Below are 15447 nucleotides of genomic sequence, written 5' to 3'. Positions count from 1 at the left end.
TTCTGAGGAGGGATATGGAGACGCAGGAGTTCGTGTGGACGCGGGGGCATGTGGTGGCCTTGGTCGCGTTGTGCCTGGCGCAAGTGCTGGACGCCGTCGACAGCACGGTGGTGAATGTGGCGTTACCCGCGATCAAGGACGAGCTGGCCTTCTCGGCGGCTGATCTGTCCTGGGTGGTGAACGCGTACATGGTGCTCTTCGGCGGCTTTCTGCTGCTCGGCGGGAGGCTGGGCGATCTGTTCGGCCACCGGCGGGTCCTCATGGGCGGCATCGCGCTGTTCACGGGGGCGTCGCTGGTGGCCGGGCTGGCGCCGAGCGCCGGGGTGCTGGTCGGGGCTCGGGGCGCGCAAGGGCTGGCGGCCGCGCTGGTCGCGCCGATGACCCTGGCCATGATCACCTTGATCTTCCCCGAGGGGCGGCCGCGCAGCCGCGCGCTGGCGGTGTGGGGGACGGCTACGGCGGTGAGCAGCGCGCTGGGGCTGGTCGCGGGCGGGCTGCTCGCCGACGGGCCGGGCTGGCGGTGGATCTTCTTCATCAACGTGCCGATCGGCGTGCTGCTGGTGGCCGCCGGCCGTGTTCTGCCCGCGCGTGGTGAGCCTCAGCCGGGCCGGGGGTTCGATGTCGTGGGGGCGGTGACCGTCACGGTGGGGGTCGGGATGCTGATCTACGCGGTGCTGCGCGCGGAATGGTGGCTCCTGCTCGTCGGGGCGGCGCTGCTGGGCTACTTCGCCGTCCACGAGAACGCCGTCGCGCGCCGGCCGCTCGTCGATTTCGGGCTGTTTCGCATCCGCTCCGTGGCGGGGGCCAACCTGATCCAAGTGGTACGGGCCAGCGCTCTGTTCGGCCTGTTCTACCTGGCCACGCTGTTCATGCAGGAGGTACTCGGGTTTTCGGCGCTGGTGACGGGCCTGGCGTACGTGCCGATGACCGTCGTCATGGTCGGCGCCTCGTGGCTCGGCCCGTTGCTGGTCCGCCGCCTGGGCACGCGGCTGGTCCTGACGTTCGGCACGCTGGTCGTCGCCGCGGGCCTGCTGCCGCTGGCCTGGATCTCGCCGACCGCCGGCTTGCTCGCGAGCCTGATCGTGCCCATGGCGGTCGTGGGCGCGGGACACGGGATCATGGTCGTGCCGCTCACCGATGCCGCGCTGTCGGGCGTGCCGTCGTCGGCGAGCGGTGTGGCCGCCGCGGTGCTCAATGTCAGTGCTCAGCTCGGCGGCGCGCTCGGGCTGGCGGTCCTGGCGACCGCGGCCGCCGCCCGTACCGATGAGCGGCTCCAGGCGGGTATGCCGCCGAGCGCGGCGCTCACCGACGGGTACGGCCTCGCCTTCGTCATGTCCGCCGTCCTGATGGCACTGTGCGCCGTCTTCGCGATCACGTTCTTCCCTGGCAGAAAGGATCTGGCGGCATGACCACGAAACGAGCGATCATCGTCGGCGCGGGGATCGCGGGCCTGGCCGCCGCGTTGCGGCTGAGCCAGATCGGCTGGGAACCCCTTGTCCTCGAGCGCTCCCCGGCGCGACGAGGCGGTGGCTACGCGGTCATCTTCTCCGGCATCGGGTACGAGGCCGCCGACCGCATGGGCGTCCTGCCCGCGTTGCGGGCCCATCAGGTCGTGGCCTTCGACCTGGCCTATCTGCGAGCGGATGGGCGCCCGCGCTTCACCGTCCCGCACTCGACCGTACGCAAGGTTCTCGGTGACGGCGGCATGGCGCTGCTGCGCGGCGCCATCGAGGACGTTCTGTACGAGGCGGTGGCCGATCAAGCCGAGATCCGCTTCGGCACGACCATCACGGCCGTGAGCCAGGACGCCGACATGGTGGAGGTCGCCCTTGCCGACGGCTCGGTAGAACGGGCGGACCTACTGGTGGGCGCCGACGGCCTGCATTCGTCGGTACGCACGCTCGTCTTCGGTCCCGAAGAGCGCTTCCGGCGCGACCTGGGCCACGTGGTGGCCGCCTTCACCTTGGACGAACTGCCCGGCGGAGCGCCCGAGCGGGCGTTCACCACAGTCAGCGGCGTCGGCCGGACGTTCACCGTCGCCGACCTGGGAGGTGGCCGGTCGGCCGCGTTCTTCACCTACAGCGCCGCCGACCCCGACGCGGAACTGGCCAAGGGGCCGCGCCGCGCCCTTCAGCAGGAATATCCCGGCCCGCGGTGGGCCGTGCCAGAGCTGATCGCGGACCTGGACGAGGAGGCCGTCTACTTCGACAGCGTCAGCCAGATCGTCATGGACCGGTGGAGCGAGGGACGCGTCGTCCTGCTCGGCGACGCCGCCTGGTGCGTCACGCTCTTCGCCGGCTACGGCTCCTCGCTGGCCGTGGGCGGTGCCGACCTCCTCGGTGCCGAGCTCGAACGCCATTCCGGCGACATTCCCGCGGCGCTGCGCGCTTGGGAGGCCGGATTACGGCCGGAGGTGGTCGAGCGGCAGCGCAAGGGGCGGGCCAACACAGGCGTGCACGCACCACGCAACCGGTTCGAGCTCGCCCTGCGTGACCTGCCCCTGCGCCTGGCCACCGTCCCGCCGGTGACGCACTTGCTCAGCCGCCACCTCCGCTTCCACAACGAGCCTTAAGCGTTCAGCGGCCATGAGCGTTCAGTGGGCATGGCGACCTTCAGCGCCGTACGGAAGTCGACTCCGGCGCGCAGGACGCCGCGCATGGTCAGCGCGTAGCCGAACACGCAGGCCAGCGCCACGGACAGCACCACCGTGGTGAGGTTGGACAGACCGGCGGCGGTGCCGATGACCATGCCCAGCACCTCGCCGAATGTTCCTCCGTAGTGGCGACGCGCATTCCTCGCACGGAGTCGGAACCGACTATGGGCGATCGTAGGTTAAAGAGCGAAGAGCGAATGGCAGTGATGGGCGAGGAAGGAGCTGACGCCGGGCACCAGTGCGACCATCGCGGGCCCGCCCAGCAACACGGCGACCGCCGCCAGCCCGGCCAGGCGTTCCCGGCGGCGGAGCGGCGCCTCGGGGTTGAGCATGCGGCGTACCCGGGTGAGTGCCGTCTCGCCGCCCGCGCCGAGCGTGAAGGCGGGCGCTCGGCCGGTGGCCAGGCGGACCAGCGCGGCGGCGATCTGCGCGCGGGGGTGGCGGCGGGCGGCGACGTCGTCGGCCAGCAGTTCGATCAGCCGGGTGATCTCCGTCCTGGCCCGCTCGAACAGCGGGATGCCGGGAAACGCCCTGGCCAGGGCTTCGGCGGCGGCCAGCACGAGGTGATGGCGGCCGCGGAGATGCGCACGCTCGTGCTCCAGGACCGCGGTGACCTGCTCGGGCGCCAGGGTGTGCAGCGCGCCCGTGGTGATGACCATCTTGGCGCGCCTGCCGGGCACGCAGTAGGCCAGTCGCTCGGCGTAGTCGATCACCACCGCGCCCAGGTCATTGTCATGCCGGCCCAGGAGGTCGAGCATGGCCGCGTGCTCACGACGTTCGACATGGGCTCTGAGCAGCACCGCCGCGCCACAGTAGGCGGCCCTGGCCATGAGCAGGGCGGCCGCCGACAGCCCCACGGCACTCGTCCAGGTCAGGCCGGAACCGTCGGTCAGCATGTCGGCGCAGATCGCGAACAGCTCGGCCAAGCCGTGCCCGACGACGTCCGCGGGCACGGCGAAGGCCAGCGCGGCCAGCACCGCCGAGGCGAGCACCGACGCGCCGGCCGCCTGCCACAACGCGATCGCCAGCCGCGGCGCCCGCTCGGCCCAGCGCGCCGCCCGCCGCCCCAGCTCGGGCAGCCAGATGGCGGCGACGATCGTGTAGAGCGCCAGGGCGAGAGCGGCGATCATGCCGGCCTTCCGCCGGGCGGGAACACCTGCAACGCCGCCTCCAGCGCCGCGGCCTCCTCCGGCGTGAGCTGCTCCAGGAAGTGCACGAGCGTGGCGGCCTGGTTGCCGCTGCCCGCCAGCGCGCTGCGCATCAGGCCGGCGGTATAGGCCTCCTTCGACGCGACCGTCTCATAGACGTAGGCCCGGCCGACGGGCCGGCGCTTGAGCAGGCCCTTGGTGTGCAGGTTGTCCATCACGGTCATCACCGTGGTGTACGCGATGACCCGCTCCTGACGCAAACCCTCCAGCACGTCGCGTACGGAAGCCGGTCGGCGCAGCGCCCACAACCAATCCATGATCGTGGATTCGAGCTCACCCAGGCCTCGTATCATGCCCTGATCCTACCGGCGATCGTAGTCATGCCGCTCGCCGGCGCTGGCGAGCCTCGGTCGCGCCGAAGACGAGCCATCCGTGGTCGCTGAAGCCCGCCGCCTCGGCGACCGCGGCGGAGGCGTGGTTCGCGGGATCATGCATGTAGGTGGGGACCGCGCCTTTGTCCAGCACCCGCCGGGCCGCCTGGGCGACGAGCCTGCGCGCCAGGCCACGGCCGCGTGCTTGCGGGGCGGTCACGACGGCGAGTTCGTGCCCGTGGGCGTCGTGTCGTTTGATCCCCACCCCCGCCAGGTGCTCTCCGGTCACCGGATCCGTGGCGATCAGGACGTCCCCGCCGAAGGGCCGCAGCCATTCGGGGGTGTCCGGGGAATCGGCGGGGACCCAGACGCCCGCGTCAGGGAATGGCGGTGGGTGTGTGGTCCACCGATAGACGGCGGTGAACCAGCCGCGCTCGGGGAAGCCGACCAGGCCGGGGATCCGTGGTCCCAATGCGGTGAGGTCCTTGTCGTCCTTGGCGTACTGCTCCGCCACGGTCGCGGCGTGCTCGGCCGGGACCGACAACACGCCGCCCTCCGGGCTCGCGACTCCCATGACCGGGTGGATCTTGCCGTCCCATCCTGGGCTGGTGCGCTTGGGCGTGCCGATGATGTCCAGCCCGCTCGTCGCGGGCCGGCCGCCAAGCCAGCAGGACAGGTGCTCCATGAGCCGTCGCTCCATCGCCTTCCTCCCTCATACACTAGGGGGGTATGGTATCCGAGAATCTTTTGGAGGACATATGCGACGGTTGGCCCCCCTCGATCCCGCTGAGGCGCCGGAAAAATCCAGAGAGCTGCTGAACGACATCATCGGCAGGAGGGGTGGCGTGGGCGACATGGTCGCCACCATGGCCCACTCACCCGCGCTGCTGCAGGGATACCTGGACTTCTCGCGGGCCATGAAGCGCGTCAAGCTGCCGCGCGCGCTCAGTGAGAAGATCTCGCTCGCCGTACAGGAATGGATCGGCTGCGGCCACTGCCTTCAGGCGCATGCCGAGGGCGGGCGCGCGGCGGGGCTCAGCGAGAGCGACATCGCGCTGGCCCGGCAGGGCACGTCCACCGACGCCAGGGAGGCGGCGCTCATCGCCCTGGCCGTGCGTGTGCTGGCCGAGCCGTCGGCGATCACGGATGAGGACGTCGCGGAGGTGCGGGCGCACGGCTGGAGCGACCGGATCGTGGCGGAGATCGTGGGCGTCGTCGCCCTCAATCTCCTGACCGGCGCTTTCAACCTCCTGGTGGGCTTGCAGCCGGCAGAAGAGATCGCGTAGGTCGCCTGACGGGCTCGCCGTCGGCGGGCGTGGTCATCCGCAGCCGCGTCGAGGCCTCCTACAGTGGGTGTTCGTGCTTTATGGAAGATCTGAGGAGATCAGCGCACTCGACGAGGTGATCACGCGGGCCCGTGATGGCGCCGGGAGCGCGGTGGTGTTGCGCGGCAAGGCGGGGGAGGGCAAGACCGCCCTGCTTGACGCGGCGGCCGCGCGCGGTGGCGGGATGCGGGTGTTGCGGACCACCGGCGTGGAGTCGGAGTCCGACCTCGCGTTCGCGGCGCTGCACCAGGTGCTGTGGCCGGTGACCGGCGCGCTGGACGCGCTGCCCGAGCCGCAGCGCGTGGCTGTGAGCGCGGCCCTGGGGCTTGCCGCGGGCAGTGTCGGCGATCGGTTCCTGGTGGGGGCCGGCGTGCTCTCACTGCTGGCCGAGGCCGCCGCGCCGGACGGTCTGATCTGCGTGGTCGACGACTTCCAGTGGGTGGACCGGGCTTCGGCCGACGCGCTGCTGTTCGCCGCCAGGCGGTTGGGGACGGAACGGATCGCGATCTTGTTCGCCGTGCGCGGGGACGCCGCTGTCAAGGGTGTGCCGCTGACGATGGACGTGCGCGGCCTGTCCGAGCCCGCCGCGGCCGAGTTGCTGGAGTCCCGCTGCGGTGTGCTGCCCGCCCAGGTGGCACGCGAGCTTGTCACGTCGACCCGCGCGAACCCGCTCGCCCTGGGCGAGGTCGCCGCTCGCCTGACGCGCGCGCAGCTCGCCGGGCGCGAACCACTGCCCGACCCACTGCCCGGTGGTGCCCGGCTCTTCGGTGATCGGGTGGCCGCGCTGTCCGCCCCAGCTCGGCTGGTCGCCCTGGCCGCCGCCGTCGAGGCCGACCTCGACCTGGTCCTGCGCGCCACCGACCGGCTGTTCGCCGAGCAAGCGACACAGTCCGGTACGAGCACGCGGGCGGCGTTGGCCGAGCTGGAGGAGTCCGGGTTGGCCGGGGTGTCGGGCACGAGCGTGCGCTTCCGTCATCCGCTCATCCGATCCGCGGTGCACGAGGCGGCCGCCCCCGCCGACGTTCGCCACGTGCACGCCGTCCTCGCGGAGCTGGCCTCGGATGACCGCCGCGCCTGGCACCTGGCCGAAGCGGCCCTGGGCCAGGACGAGCGGGTCGCCGCCGCGCTGGTGGCCGCCGCGGAGCGGGCGCGTGACCGTGGCGGGTATGGCGCCGCCGCCACCGCCCTGGCCAGGGCCGCCGAGTTGACCCCCGAGCCGCGCTCCCGTGCCGTCCGCCTGAAGGACGCCGCCGTCGCGGCCTGGCTCGGCGGCCGCCCGGGACAGGCGGAGTCGCTGCTGGCCGAGGCGCGCGAACGGGCCGACGGGGACGCCATGCTCGCCATGGAGATCGCCCAGCTCCGGGGCCGGTTCGAGCTGAACTCGGGCAACGCCGCCGAAGCCGTACGGATCCTGGCGGCGGGTGAGAGCCTGGACATGCTGGCCGATGCCGTCGAGGCGGCCTCGTACGTCGGCGACACGGCGGCCATCGCCGAGCTCGGCCGGCGGGCCGCGGCGCATCCTGAAGGGTTCCTGCGGGACACGGTGGCCGGGATCGGCCTGACGCTGGACGGAGACGCCGCCGGGCCGGTCCTGCTGCGGCGGGCGCTGGCCCGGGTCGGTGAGCTGGAGGACGCGGCGGAATACCTGTGGGCGGCGGCCGCGGCCAGCTACCTGGGCGAGGGAGACCTGGCCGCCGAGATGGCCGGTCGGGCCGGGCAGGTGGCCCGGGTGTCGGGGATGAGCGGCCAGCTGCCGGTCGTACTGGAGTTCGTGGCGACGGCCGAGCGCATCGCGGGGCGGCTGGCGCGCAGCCAGGCCGTCTCCGAGGAGGGCCTGGAGCTGGCTCGTGAGGCCGGGTACGAGAACACGGTGGCCGCGCACCTGGCCAACCTGGCGGTGGTGGCGGCGCTGCGGGGCGAGGAGGAGCCCTGCGAGCGGCAGGCCCGCGAGGCGCTGGCCATCGCTGTTCCGCACCGGGTCGGGCTGCGCGCGGGCGTCGCCTCGTACGCGCTGGCGCTGCTCGACCTGTGCCTGGGCCGGTTCGCGGCGGCGCACGACCGTTTCGCGGCCATCACCGCGGCAGGGCCGGGCGCGGGGCATCCGACCGTGGTGTGGCGGACGGCCCCGGACCGCGTCGAGGCCGCCGTGGGCGCGGGTGACGAGGCGGGCGCCCGGGCGGTGCTGGCCGCGTACGAGCGGTGGTCGACGCACGCCGCCACGGCCGAGTCGCACGCCCTGCTGGCCCGTTGCCGGGGCCTGGTCGAGTCGTCCGAGGACGCTTTCGGCGAGGCGCTGCGGCTGCACACCAATCCGTTCGAGGCGGCCAGGACGGCCCTGCTGCTGGGTGAGCGCCTGCGCCGGACGCAGCGGCCGGGCGAGGCGCGGGCGCATCTGCGGACGGCGTGGGAGACGTTCGAACGGGCGGGCGCCCGGCCGTGGGCGCGGCGCGCGCAGGAGGAGTTGCGGGCGGCGGGGGAGAGCGGGCAGGCCCCGCCCGCCGCCGTGTTCGACGCGCTGACCCCGCAGGAGCTGCGTATCGCGGGCCTGGTCGCCGATGGGTTGTCGAGCAAGCAGATCGCCGCCCAGCTCTTCCTGAGCCCGCGCACGGTCGAGTATCACCTGTACAAGATCTATCCGAAGCTGGGCATCGGCTCTCGTACGGATCTGGCGCGGCTGGTGGTTCTGCAGAAGGCGCCCGCAGCCGGCGAAACGTGACCATCCGCAGTTCTGGGCCTATGCGAGCGGAATGGACATGCCCTGATCACCGGCCTGGCGCGGGCCGAAGATACGGCGCTCCTCGGCGGTGATCCGGAGGTCGTTGATGCTCGCCTCGCGTCGTCGCATCAGCCCATCGGCGTCGAACTCCCAGAGCTCGTTGCCGTAGCTGCGCCACCATCGCCCGTCGGCGTCGTGGCACTCGTACTGGAAACGGACGGCGATCCGGTCGCCGGTGAACGCCCAGAGGTCCTTGCGGAGCGCGTAGTCGAGTTCCTTGGCCCACTTGCGGGTCAGGAAGGCGATGATCTCCGCTCGGCCGGTGACGAACTCGTCGCGATTGCGCCAGGTCGAGTCCGGCGTGTAGGCGAGTGCCACGCGCTCCGGATCGCGGGTGTTCCAGGCGTCCTCAGCGGCTTGCACCTTGGCGTGCGCGGTCTCGGCGGTGAAGGGCGGGACAGGTGGACGGGTCATTTGTGCTCCCTGGTCAGGTAGGTGGGTGTTCCAGTGCTCTACCCGGATCAGCCGCGAGGCGTTCAGGCGGGATTGAACCTGGAGTACTCGTCGAATGACCACCGCTGGGGGAGGCCACCGGCGATCTGGACGACTCTTTCGACGTCGAAGTCGATCAGCCGTTGCGCGCCGGGCACCGCGGCCGCCCGGTCCTGGTCCCAGTCGACGCGGGCGCGGCCGGTCAGGTGCAGGGTGTGACCGTTCTCCCAGTCCAGGAACAGCAGCCCGCAGCGCGGTTCGAGCTCAAGGTTGCCCAACGTCATGTACATCGAGTTGCCGACGTAGTCGGGCCAGGTCAGCCGGCGGCTGCCGGTCACTGTGACGAACCCGGGGTTGCCGCCGCGATGTGAGGCGTCGGCCCCGAGCCCTGCGGCGTAAGTGCCGATGAAGAACGTGTCGGCCGCGGCGATCCACTGCTGCTGACCGGTGGTGAGTTCGCCGGTGACGAGTGCTGTCCTGCTCGTGGAGGGCGAGTCGTCGATGTAGGCGCGGGTTTGCAGGTATTTCGGGCAGTTGGAGTACACCTGTTCGGTGCGTACCAAGAGCTGATCTCCGTGACGGCGCGCGCGGCCGTTGACCCGCATCCGCCTCCGGGTGGCCGGCTCGATCATGAGCATGCCCACCGGCCGCTCGGTCTCGAAGAGGTCCGCGAGCGGATCGCCGGTGCCGGGAAGCCGGTCGGCGATGACGGTACGGTCGTCGGGGGCGGTGGCGAAGCCGGGCGGGCCGGTGAGCACGCCGGCCCAGGCCGCGCCGGCGTCGTCGGCGGTCGCGAGCACCATCAGGCGCTGCCGGCCGACGAACTCCGCCGCCACCGGCGGGATGGTCGCCCGCACACCGGCTGATCCCAAGCGGTCGGTGGTCAGACCGGCGCGGCGCTGTACTGCGTGTTCACCTCGGTGAAGCATGAGGGACCCCTTTCCCCATGTGTTAGAAGAAGCCGCACGTCGGCGCGCCCTGTGTGGGCGCGGGCGCGGTGTCGGCGCCGCTCGGCGCGTAGATCTCCAGGCGGATGCCGTCCGGGTCGGCGAAGAAGACACCGCCGGAGGACGAGCCCTCGCCGTGCGGGACGATCCCGTCATAGGCCGGTTGTACGCCGAGCTCCCGCAAGGTGGCCTCGGCGCGACGAACCGCCTCGATGTCGGGTACCTGGAACGACAGGTGGTGCAGGCCGGGCCGGTCGGTGGCGAACGTGCCGCCGCTCTGCTGCCACAGCGTGACCAGCAGGGTGCTGTCGCGGCCGAGGAAGGCGAATCTGCGGTCGCCGTCAGTCCGCTCGCCCATGACCTCGAAGTCGAAGACCCGGCGGTAGAAGGCGATGGAACGCGGCAGGTCGGTCACGTTCAGGCCGACGTGCCCGGTCTTCAGGGCCGGTGTGCTCATAGAGGATCTCCAATGTTCTAACGTTTCACCGGTCGGTGGACCATTAGAATATGGCGCGTAGTTTGTAACGGTGTCAAGCTGGAGATAGCGTTAGAAGAGTGGAAGTGGCACACCTCGCGGATGGCGGCGCTCCGTTCCTCGGTGAACCGCCGTCCATCGAACTCGGCAACACCACGTACGCGGTGAGGGGCCGCCGCAAGGATGGCTTGCGGAGCGTCGAGCATCTGGCGGCGTGGCTGCGCGACATGCGCCCACACCTGGCGGTCGCACTCACCGATGCCGACATCCAGGGTGTGACCGACGGTGACCTGCGTCTTGCCAGGGAGCTCCGAGACGCCGTCCGAGCCCTCGCCGCCGCGGCCGTCAACGATCGTGAACCCGATGCGGACGTGGTCGCGACCCTCAATCGTCACGTGGGGCTGACCCCGCGCTGGCGCGAGTTGCGCACCACCCCTGAGCCGCACACGACGGTGCGCGCCGCCGGCCGCCCGGTAGCCGCCGCCCTCGCCGCCCTGGCCGAAGACGCCATCGACCTGTTCGCCGGGCCGCTGCGTGAGCAGCTGTCCGCCTGTCATGGCCCGGGCTGCGTGCTGTACTTCGTCCGCGACACCGCACGGCGAGAGTGGTGCTCACCCGGTTGCGGCAACCGGGCGCGAGCCGCCCGTCACTACGCCAAGGTGCGGCAGGGGGCCGAGGGCTGAGGGCCATGGCCCTGGGCGCATAGTCGGCCTGGCGTCGATCGAGCAGCCCAACCCGCCACATGCCTCGACGTCCCGCCCGTTCTGCGATTAACCTGAACATCGATGTTCGAGTTAATGGCTTGCTGGAGGAACTGTGTCGGTTGACGAAAGCAGTGGTCGAGTCATGCCGGCCGGAGTGGTCGTGGAGACGGCTTTGGCCCGCTTTCACTACGCGCGAGCCGGAAGCGGCCCGCCTGTCCTCCTGCTGCCGGGAGCCGGTGGCTGGCGGTTCACCTTCCAGGACCTGATCCCGATCCTCTCCCAGCGCCACACCGTCTATGCCCTGGACCCGCCTGGGCAGGGCGCCACAGAGATCCTCGACCGCGGCCTCTCCCTGGGGGTGGACGGAGTGGTGCGTCTCATCGGGGACTTTCTCGATGCGGTCGGCCTCGGGCGTACGGCGATCGTCGGTCATTCCTGGGGCGGCGGCTTCGCCCTGCGCTTCGCCGAACTCCACCCGGACACGGTGACCCGCCTGGCCCTGATCGCTCCGGCCGGCCTGGACGTCAAGGACGCGTGGGAATTCCGCCTCGCCCGGCTCCCGGTCGTGGGCGAACTGGTCTTTCGCCGGTTGCTGCGGCCCTCTATCCGGCACATGCTGATCAAGTCGTTCGCCCATCGAGACCGTGTTCCCGAAGACCGGATCGACGACCTCGAACGCACGATGCGATCGTCCCGGCTCGACGACGTCCTGCGGGTCGAACGCTCGGTGAGCTGGGCGGCCACCGAAAGGGATCTCCATCTGGTACGAGCTCCCGTCCTGCTGCTGTGGGGCGACCGGGACCGCTACTTCCCGGCGAGCCTCGCCAGGCGGTTCGTCACACACCTGCCCCAGGCCGAAGTCCGCACCGTGCCGGGTGGCGGGCACTCACTCCACGACGACTGTCCCGAGGAGACCCACGGACCGCTCGTCCGATTCCTGGCGGGTACGTAGGGAGCGTCACAGGGCTCGGTCCACCGCGTCCTGCTCCCTCAACTGCTCGGCGAGCTGGGCGAGGTCGTCGGCGTCGACCGTCTGACAGAGGCCGTGATCCACCTCGTACGGCGACAGGTGTCGGCCGTTTCGAGTTGCCCAGAGGCGTCCTGCGGAACTGCGCCAAATACGCCAACCAGGAAAAGTCTCCTGGAGGTCTTCGAGAATTACCGGCGTGAACATGTGGTCAGCGTGCTTACTGAAGAGCGACGAACCAACCGCGTTATTTAGACGTCCAGGACGTTATGGCGTTAGGCTCAAAACGTCCCTGGCGTCCTCCACCCCCAAGGTGTCCCGTGGCTAACGTCGCCCTACGCAGTGCCATGCTGAACGCCCAGGTCACGAACCAGAATTTGGCCGACCGGTGTGGCGTGGACGTCAAGACGGTGGAACGCTGGCTGCAGGACGAGACTCGTGTCCCGCACCTGCGGCACCAGTGGGCCGCCGCAGAGGCACTAGGAGTTGAGACAGCCGTGCTATGGCCAGACGCGATTCGCAATGCGGTGAAAATGGGGCCGGACAAGGAAGTCTTGACCACTTATCCGTATCGGTCGGCATGCCCGACATCAATTTGGCGTGACCTCATCAACTCTGCGCGAAATGAGATCGTGTTCGCCGGTTACACGAATTATTTCCTATGGCTGGAACACCCGAATCTGGCAAAGGTGCTCAAACGGAAGGCTCAGCAGGGCTGCAAGATCCGGTTTCTCGTCGGCGACCCGGAGAGCGATGTCACACGCAGCCGTGAGGAAGTGGAGAACGTCCCGTTGACCGTCTCCACGCGTATCCGCATCACGCTGTCGGAGATCAAGCAGCTGCGCGACGTTCCCGGGATCGAGGCGCGCTACGGGGATGCGCACATCGCCATGAGCGTGTTCCGGTTCGACTCGGACATGCTTGTCACGCCTCATCTGGCCAAGCTGGTCGGGCACGACTCGCCCATGCTGCACCTGAGGCGGTGCCAGGACGACGGCCTGTTCGACCGGTTCGCCTACCATGCCGCCGAGCTGTGGAGCAACGGCCGTGACATGTGGCAGCAGCCCCAGCCCACGGCCCAGATCCTGGGCGACTGACGCCGCTCCCGTACGGCCCGGACGGTGCCTCGCCGCTCCCGTACGGGGCGCAGGTCGTCGGCGTGCGGTCAGTGGGTGTCGAGCCAGCCGAGCCGGGCCGCTCGGACACCTGCTTGGAAGCGGCTGCCCGCTCCCAGCAATACCGTCAGCTCGCCCACCACGCGGGTGACGGTACGGGTGGAGACGCCCATGCTTCGGGCGATGGCGGAGTCCTTCATGCCGGCGGCCAGCATGCGCAGCACCGCGCGCTGCTGTTCGGTGAGTGAGGAGCCGTCGGGGGAGCGGGGCACGTCCTCGGGCTCGGAGGCGGTCGTCCAGCAGTAGTCGTAGATCGCCGCGAGGGATTTCACCACGTCGGCGCCTCGGATCAGGACAGTGCCGGCGTCCAGGTTTTCAGGGTCGGTCTGGACGACGGCGGCCGTACGGTCGTAGATGACCATGCGTGTGGGGATCACCGGGGTGACCCGTATCTCCATGCCCAGCTCCCGCCACCGCACCGTGTACTCGCGGATCAGCGGGTTCGACATGGCGATCTGGGCGTGCAGACTCCGCACCCGTACGCCGTTGCGGATGTTCGCCTCGCTGCGCGCCAGGCCCGCGTCGAGAGATTCACGCGTCCAGGCAGCGATCGGGTGCATGCCGAGCACCTCGTGTTCGGCCAGTTCGGACAGCTCGCTGAGCCGGTCGTGGAGCCGCCGGCGGTGGTCGGGCCATGGGAAATACTCGATGTTGGCGTGGTCGTCCGTCCGCTTGGGCAGGCCGAGGTAGTTCTTGGCCAGTGTGGCGATCTTGACGTGCTGCTCGACGAGGTTGTCGAGCATCCGATGGCTGCTCTGCAGGCTGCGATTGAGCGCGGCGGTCAGGTCGGCGGCGGCCTGTGTCTCCGGGTTCAGCAGGTGGAGCCGGGTGAGCTCGTCGCGGGCCCGGTCGATGTCCGCCGCTGTCAGGCTCAGCTTCGCCGCGGCCTCGGAAAGTGACTCGCCGTCCTGGCGCATGCGGGCGTACAGAGAGCGCGCAACGCCGTCGTCCCCGGAAAATGCCCCGTTGTCCACCTGGCTCCCTTCCTACTGGATCAATCCTGCACATTGGCATATCAGCGCCTTTGTCGGCAAAGAGTTCTGATTTCCGCCATGTCCTACTTCGGAAGCTCTCGCGCCCTCCACAGACACTCTGGCCTGCAGCACGATCGGTGAGTGAGGCGAAACGTCATCGCCGCGAACGAGGAGGAATCCCATTGATCACCGTTGCGTACAGCCTTGTCGCCTACTGCGTCACCGGCCTGTCGCCGGAGACGTGCGAGCACTGTCTTGGCGCCGTCAAGGCGGAGATCATCCAGGTGCCGGGAGTTGTGGGGGTCGACGTCGATCCGGCGGAATCTCGGGTGAGCATCCTGACCGACGGCCCCGTGAACGAGCTGGAGGTGCGGGCCGCCATGGAAGCGGCCGGTTGCGGCGTCGAGGCAACGTGATGTGCCGCGCACTCCAGCGCGCGGTCGAGTGAGCCCCAGCGAGGCCTGGGTCTCGACGCGATAGAGGTCGTCGGTGCCGTATCGGCGGCGGTCCCCGCCGATACGGGCCGGCGCGCGCAGGTCCAGGTTCGCTCCCGATCTCGTCGCGCTCCTGCGCTTTGCGTGGCCGTCCTTTCGAGATCAGATCCTGGTGAGCGACCACTCTGTCTCTTCAAGTGGACAAGGTGAATCTGATATATACACTATGTATCGCAAAATCGCAGAGCCGGCGAGGAGTCCACATCGCATGAGCACTCTCGAAGTCCCAGGGGCCCGCCTCTACTACGAGACCCATGGCAGCGGCCCCGTGATGGTCCTGATCACGGGAGCGCCCGGAGTGGCCGACGTCTACCGGGCGCTCATCCCGCAGCTGGCCGCGCGGCACACCGTCGTCGTCTACGACCGCCGCGGCTTCTCCCGGAGCCATCTCGACGGTCCCCAGGACTACGGCCGTCGCCTGGAAACGGACGCCGACGACGCATGGCGCCTGATCGAGCACCTGAGTGCCGACCCGGTGATCGTCTTCGGCGCCAGCTCCGGGGCGACCGTCGCCCTGGAACTCCTCGCCCGCCACCCGTCCGTGGTGCGCACGCTCATCCCGTACGAGCCGCCCGCCCTGCGGCTGCTCCCTGACGGCGACAAGTGGGCGGCCGTCTTCTCCGAGGTGTACGACCTGTACCTGCGAGAAGGGATCGAGCCGGCGATGCGGGCGTTCAGGGAGCGGACGTTCGCGCCGTCGGATCAGCAGCACATGGCCCGCGCCCCCAGGAACGACGCCAACGCCACCTACTGGTTCGAGCACGAGCTGCGCCAGTACCCGCCCGCCCCCGTGGATCTCGTCGCGCTCGCCCCGCACGCCGACCGCGTCATCCCCGCGGCCGGCCGCCTGTCGCAGGGGCGCCCGTGCTACGAGGCGACCCTGGAGCTGGGCCGGCACCTGGACAGAGACGTGGCCGAGCTACCCGGTGGGCACATCGGATTCATCACCGACGTCCCCGCCTTCGCCACGGAGCTCATGCGTACCCTCGCCCACGTCGCGGAGTGA

At 70.1% G+C, this 15447-nt stretch carries 18 protein-coding genes; 9 read left to right on the top strand and 9 right to left on the bottom strand.

What is annotated here, in order from left to right:
- Window positions 1–14: 14 nt before the first annotated feature.
- Together ACQP2T_RS38045 and ACQP2T_RS38040 are read left to right on the top strand one after the other, a co-directional pair.
- Entirely contained in the window at window positions 15–1409 is a 1395-nt protein-coding gene (locus ACQP2T_RS38045; RefSeq protein ID WP_433509727.1) for an MFS transporter, read from the top strand.
- Window positions 1406–2572, top strand: coding sequence for an FAD-dependent monooxygenase (locus ACQP2T_RS38040; protein WP_433509726.1), 1167 nt, complete (start codon window positions 1406–1408; stop codon window positions 2570–2572). The genes ACQP2T_RS38045 and ACQP2T_RS38040 overlap by 4 nt, the downstream gene beginning before the upstream one ends.
- Here ACQP2T_RS38040 and ACQP2T_RS38035 read toward each other — a convergent pair.
- From ACQP2T_RS38035 to ACQP2T_RS38020, 4 genes are all read right to left on the bottom strand, one after another.
- On the bottom strand, window positions 2569–2748 hold the full coding sequence (locus ACQP2T_RS38035; RefSeq protein ID WP_433509725.1) for a DUF4396 domain-containing protein: 180 nt from the start codon (window positions 2746–2748) through the stop codon (window positions 2569–2571). The two genes, ACQP2T_RS38040 and ACQP2T_RS38035, sit on opposite strands and share 4 nt — an antisense overlap.
- An 84-nt stretch (window positions 2749–2832) precedes the next feature.
- Window positions 2833–3783 carry a M56 family metallopeptidase gene (locus tag ACQP2T_RS38030; protein WP_433509724.1) on the bottom strand — a complete coding sequence of 317 codons (951 nt, stop codon included), beginning with the start codon at window positions 3781–3783 and terminating at the stop codon, window positions 2833–2835.
- On the bottom strand, window positions 3780–4154 hold the full coding sequence (locus ACQP2T_RS38025) for a BlaI/MecI/CopY family transcriptional regulator (RefSeq protein ID WP_433509723.1): 375 nt from the start codon (window positions 4152–4154) through the stop codon (window positions 3780–3782). The genes ACQP2T_RS38030 and ACQP2T_RS38025 overlap by 4 nt, the downstream gene beginning before the upstream one ends.
- Window positions 4155–4179: 25 nt before the next feature.
- Window positions 4180–4872, bottom strand: a complete 693-nt coding sequence (locus ACQP2T_RS38020; RefSeq protein ID WP_433509722.1) for a GNAT family N-acetyltransferase — start codon at window positions 4870–4872, stop codon at window positions 4180–4182.
- A 58-nt stretch (window positions 4873–4930) separates the two neighbouring features.
- Between ACQP2T_RS38020 and ACQP2T_RS38015 the strand changes: the two genes are divergently transcribed.
- Window positions 4931–5458 carry a carboxymuconolactone decarboxylase family protein gene (locus tag ACQP2T_RS38015; protein WP_433509721.1) on the top strand — a complete coding sequence of 176 codons (528 nt, stop codon included), beginning with the start codon at window positions 4931–4933 and terminating at the stop codon, window positions 5456–5458.
- Window positions 5459–5531: 73 nt separating this feature from the next.
- On the top strand, window positions 5532–8213 hold the full coding sequence (locus tag ACQP2T_RS38010; RefSeq protein ID WP_433509720.1) for a LuxR C-terminal-related transcriptional regulator: 2682 nt from the start codon (window positions 5532–5534) through the stop codon (window positions 8211–8213).
- Between the two features lie 18 nt (window positions 8214–8231).
- Here ACQP2T_RS38010 and ACQP2T_RS38005 read toward each other — a convergent pair whose 3' ends face one another.
- From ACQP2T_RS38005 to ACQP2T_RS37995, 3 genes are all read right to left on the bottom strand, one after another.
- Entirely contained in the window at window positions 8232–8687 is a 456-nt protein-coding gene (locus ACQP2T_RS38005; protein ID WP_433509719.1) for a nuclear transport factor 2 family protein, read from the bottom strand.
- A 62-nt stretch (window positions 8688–8749) separates the two neighbouring features.
- Window positions 8750–9634: a pyridoxamine 5'-phosphate oxidase family protein gene (locus ACQP2T_RS38000; protein WP_433509718.1), complete on the bottom strand. Its 885-nt coding sequence runs from the start codon at window positions 9632–9634 to the stop codon at window positions 8750–8752.
- A gap of 22 nt (window positions 9635–9656) precedes the next feature.
- Window positions 9657–10109 carry a VOC family protein gene (locus ACQP2T_RS37995; RefSeq protein ID WP_433509717.1) on the bottom strand — a complete coding sequence of 151 codons (453 nt, stop codon included), beginning with the start codon at window positions 10107–10109 and terminating at the stop codon, window positions 9657–9659.
- 98 nt (window positions 10110–10207) lie between these two features.
- On the opposite strand from ACQP2T_RS37995, the gene ACQP2T_RS37990 reads away from it, so the two are divergent.
- Together ACQP2T_RS37990 and ACQP2T_RS37985 are read left to right on the top strand one after the other, a co-directional pair.
- A complete protein-coding gene (locus ACQP2T_RS37990) occupies window positions 10208–10810 on the top strand; it encodes a CGNR zinc finger domain-containing protein (RefSeq protein WP_433509716.1) in 603 nt (200 codons plus the stop codon).
- Window positions 10811–10973: 163 nt separating this feature from the next.
- Window positions 10974–11783, top strand: coding sequence for an alpha/beta fold hydrolase (locus ACQP2T_RS37985; protein ID WP_433509715.1), 810 nt, complete (start codon window positions 10974–10976; stop codon window positions 11781–11783).
- Between the two features lie 6 nt (window positions 11784–11789).
- Here the strand turns inward: ACQP2T_RS37985 and ACQP2T_RS37980 are convergent, their stop codons facing one another.
- Window positions 11790–12005 carry a hypothetical protein gene (locus tag ACQP2T_RS37980; protein ID WP_433509714.1) on the bottom strand — a complete coding sequence of 72 codons (216 nt, stop codon included), beginning with the start codon at window positions 12003–12005 and terminating at the stop codon, window positions 11790–11792.
- Window positions 12006–12118: 113 nt separating this feature from the next.
- On the opposite strand from ACQP2T_RS37980, the gene ACQP2T_RS37975 reads away from it, so the two are divergent.
- Window positions 12119–12895: a hypothetical protein gene (locus tag ACQP2T_RS37975; RefSeq protein ID WP_433509713.1), complete on the top strand. Its 777-nt coding sequence runs from the start codon at window positions 12119–12121 to the stop codon at window positions 12893–12895.
- Between the two features lie 68 nt (window positions 12896–12963).
- Here the strand turns inward: ACQP2T_RS37975 and ACQP2T_RS37970 are convergent, their stop codons facing one another.
- Window positions 12964–13947, bottom strand: coding sequence for a LuxR C-terminal-related transcriptional regulator (locus tag ACQP2T_RS37970; protein WP_433509712.1), 984 nt, complete (start codon window positions 13945–13947; stop codon window positions 12964–12966).
- Window positions 13948–14129: 182 nt separating this feature from the next.
- Here ACQP2T_RS37970 and ACQP2T_RS37965 point away from each other — a divergent pair, with 182 nt between their 5' ends.
- Window positions 14130–14363, top strand: a complete 234-nt coding sequence (locus tag ACQP2T_RS37965; protein ID WP_433509711.1) for a cation transporter — start codon at window positions 14130–14132, stop codon at window positions 14361–14363.
- Window positions 14364–14649: 286 nt separating this feature from the next.
- On the top strand, window positions 14650–15447 hold the full coding sequence (locus tag ACQP2T_RS37960; RefSeq protein WP_433509710.1) for an alpha/beta fold hydrolase: 798 nt from the start codon (window positions 14650–14652) through the stop codon (window positions 15445–15447).

The organism is Nonomuraea sp. CA-143628 (assembly GCF_050942315.1).
Taxonomy (GTDB): Bacteria; Actinomycetota; Actinomycetes; order Streptosporangiales; family Streptosporangiaceae; genus Nonomuraea.
This window is presented reverse-complemented; position numbering and strand designations above follow the sequence as displayed.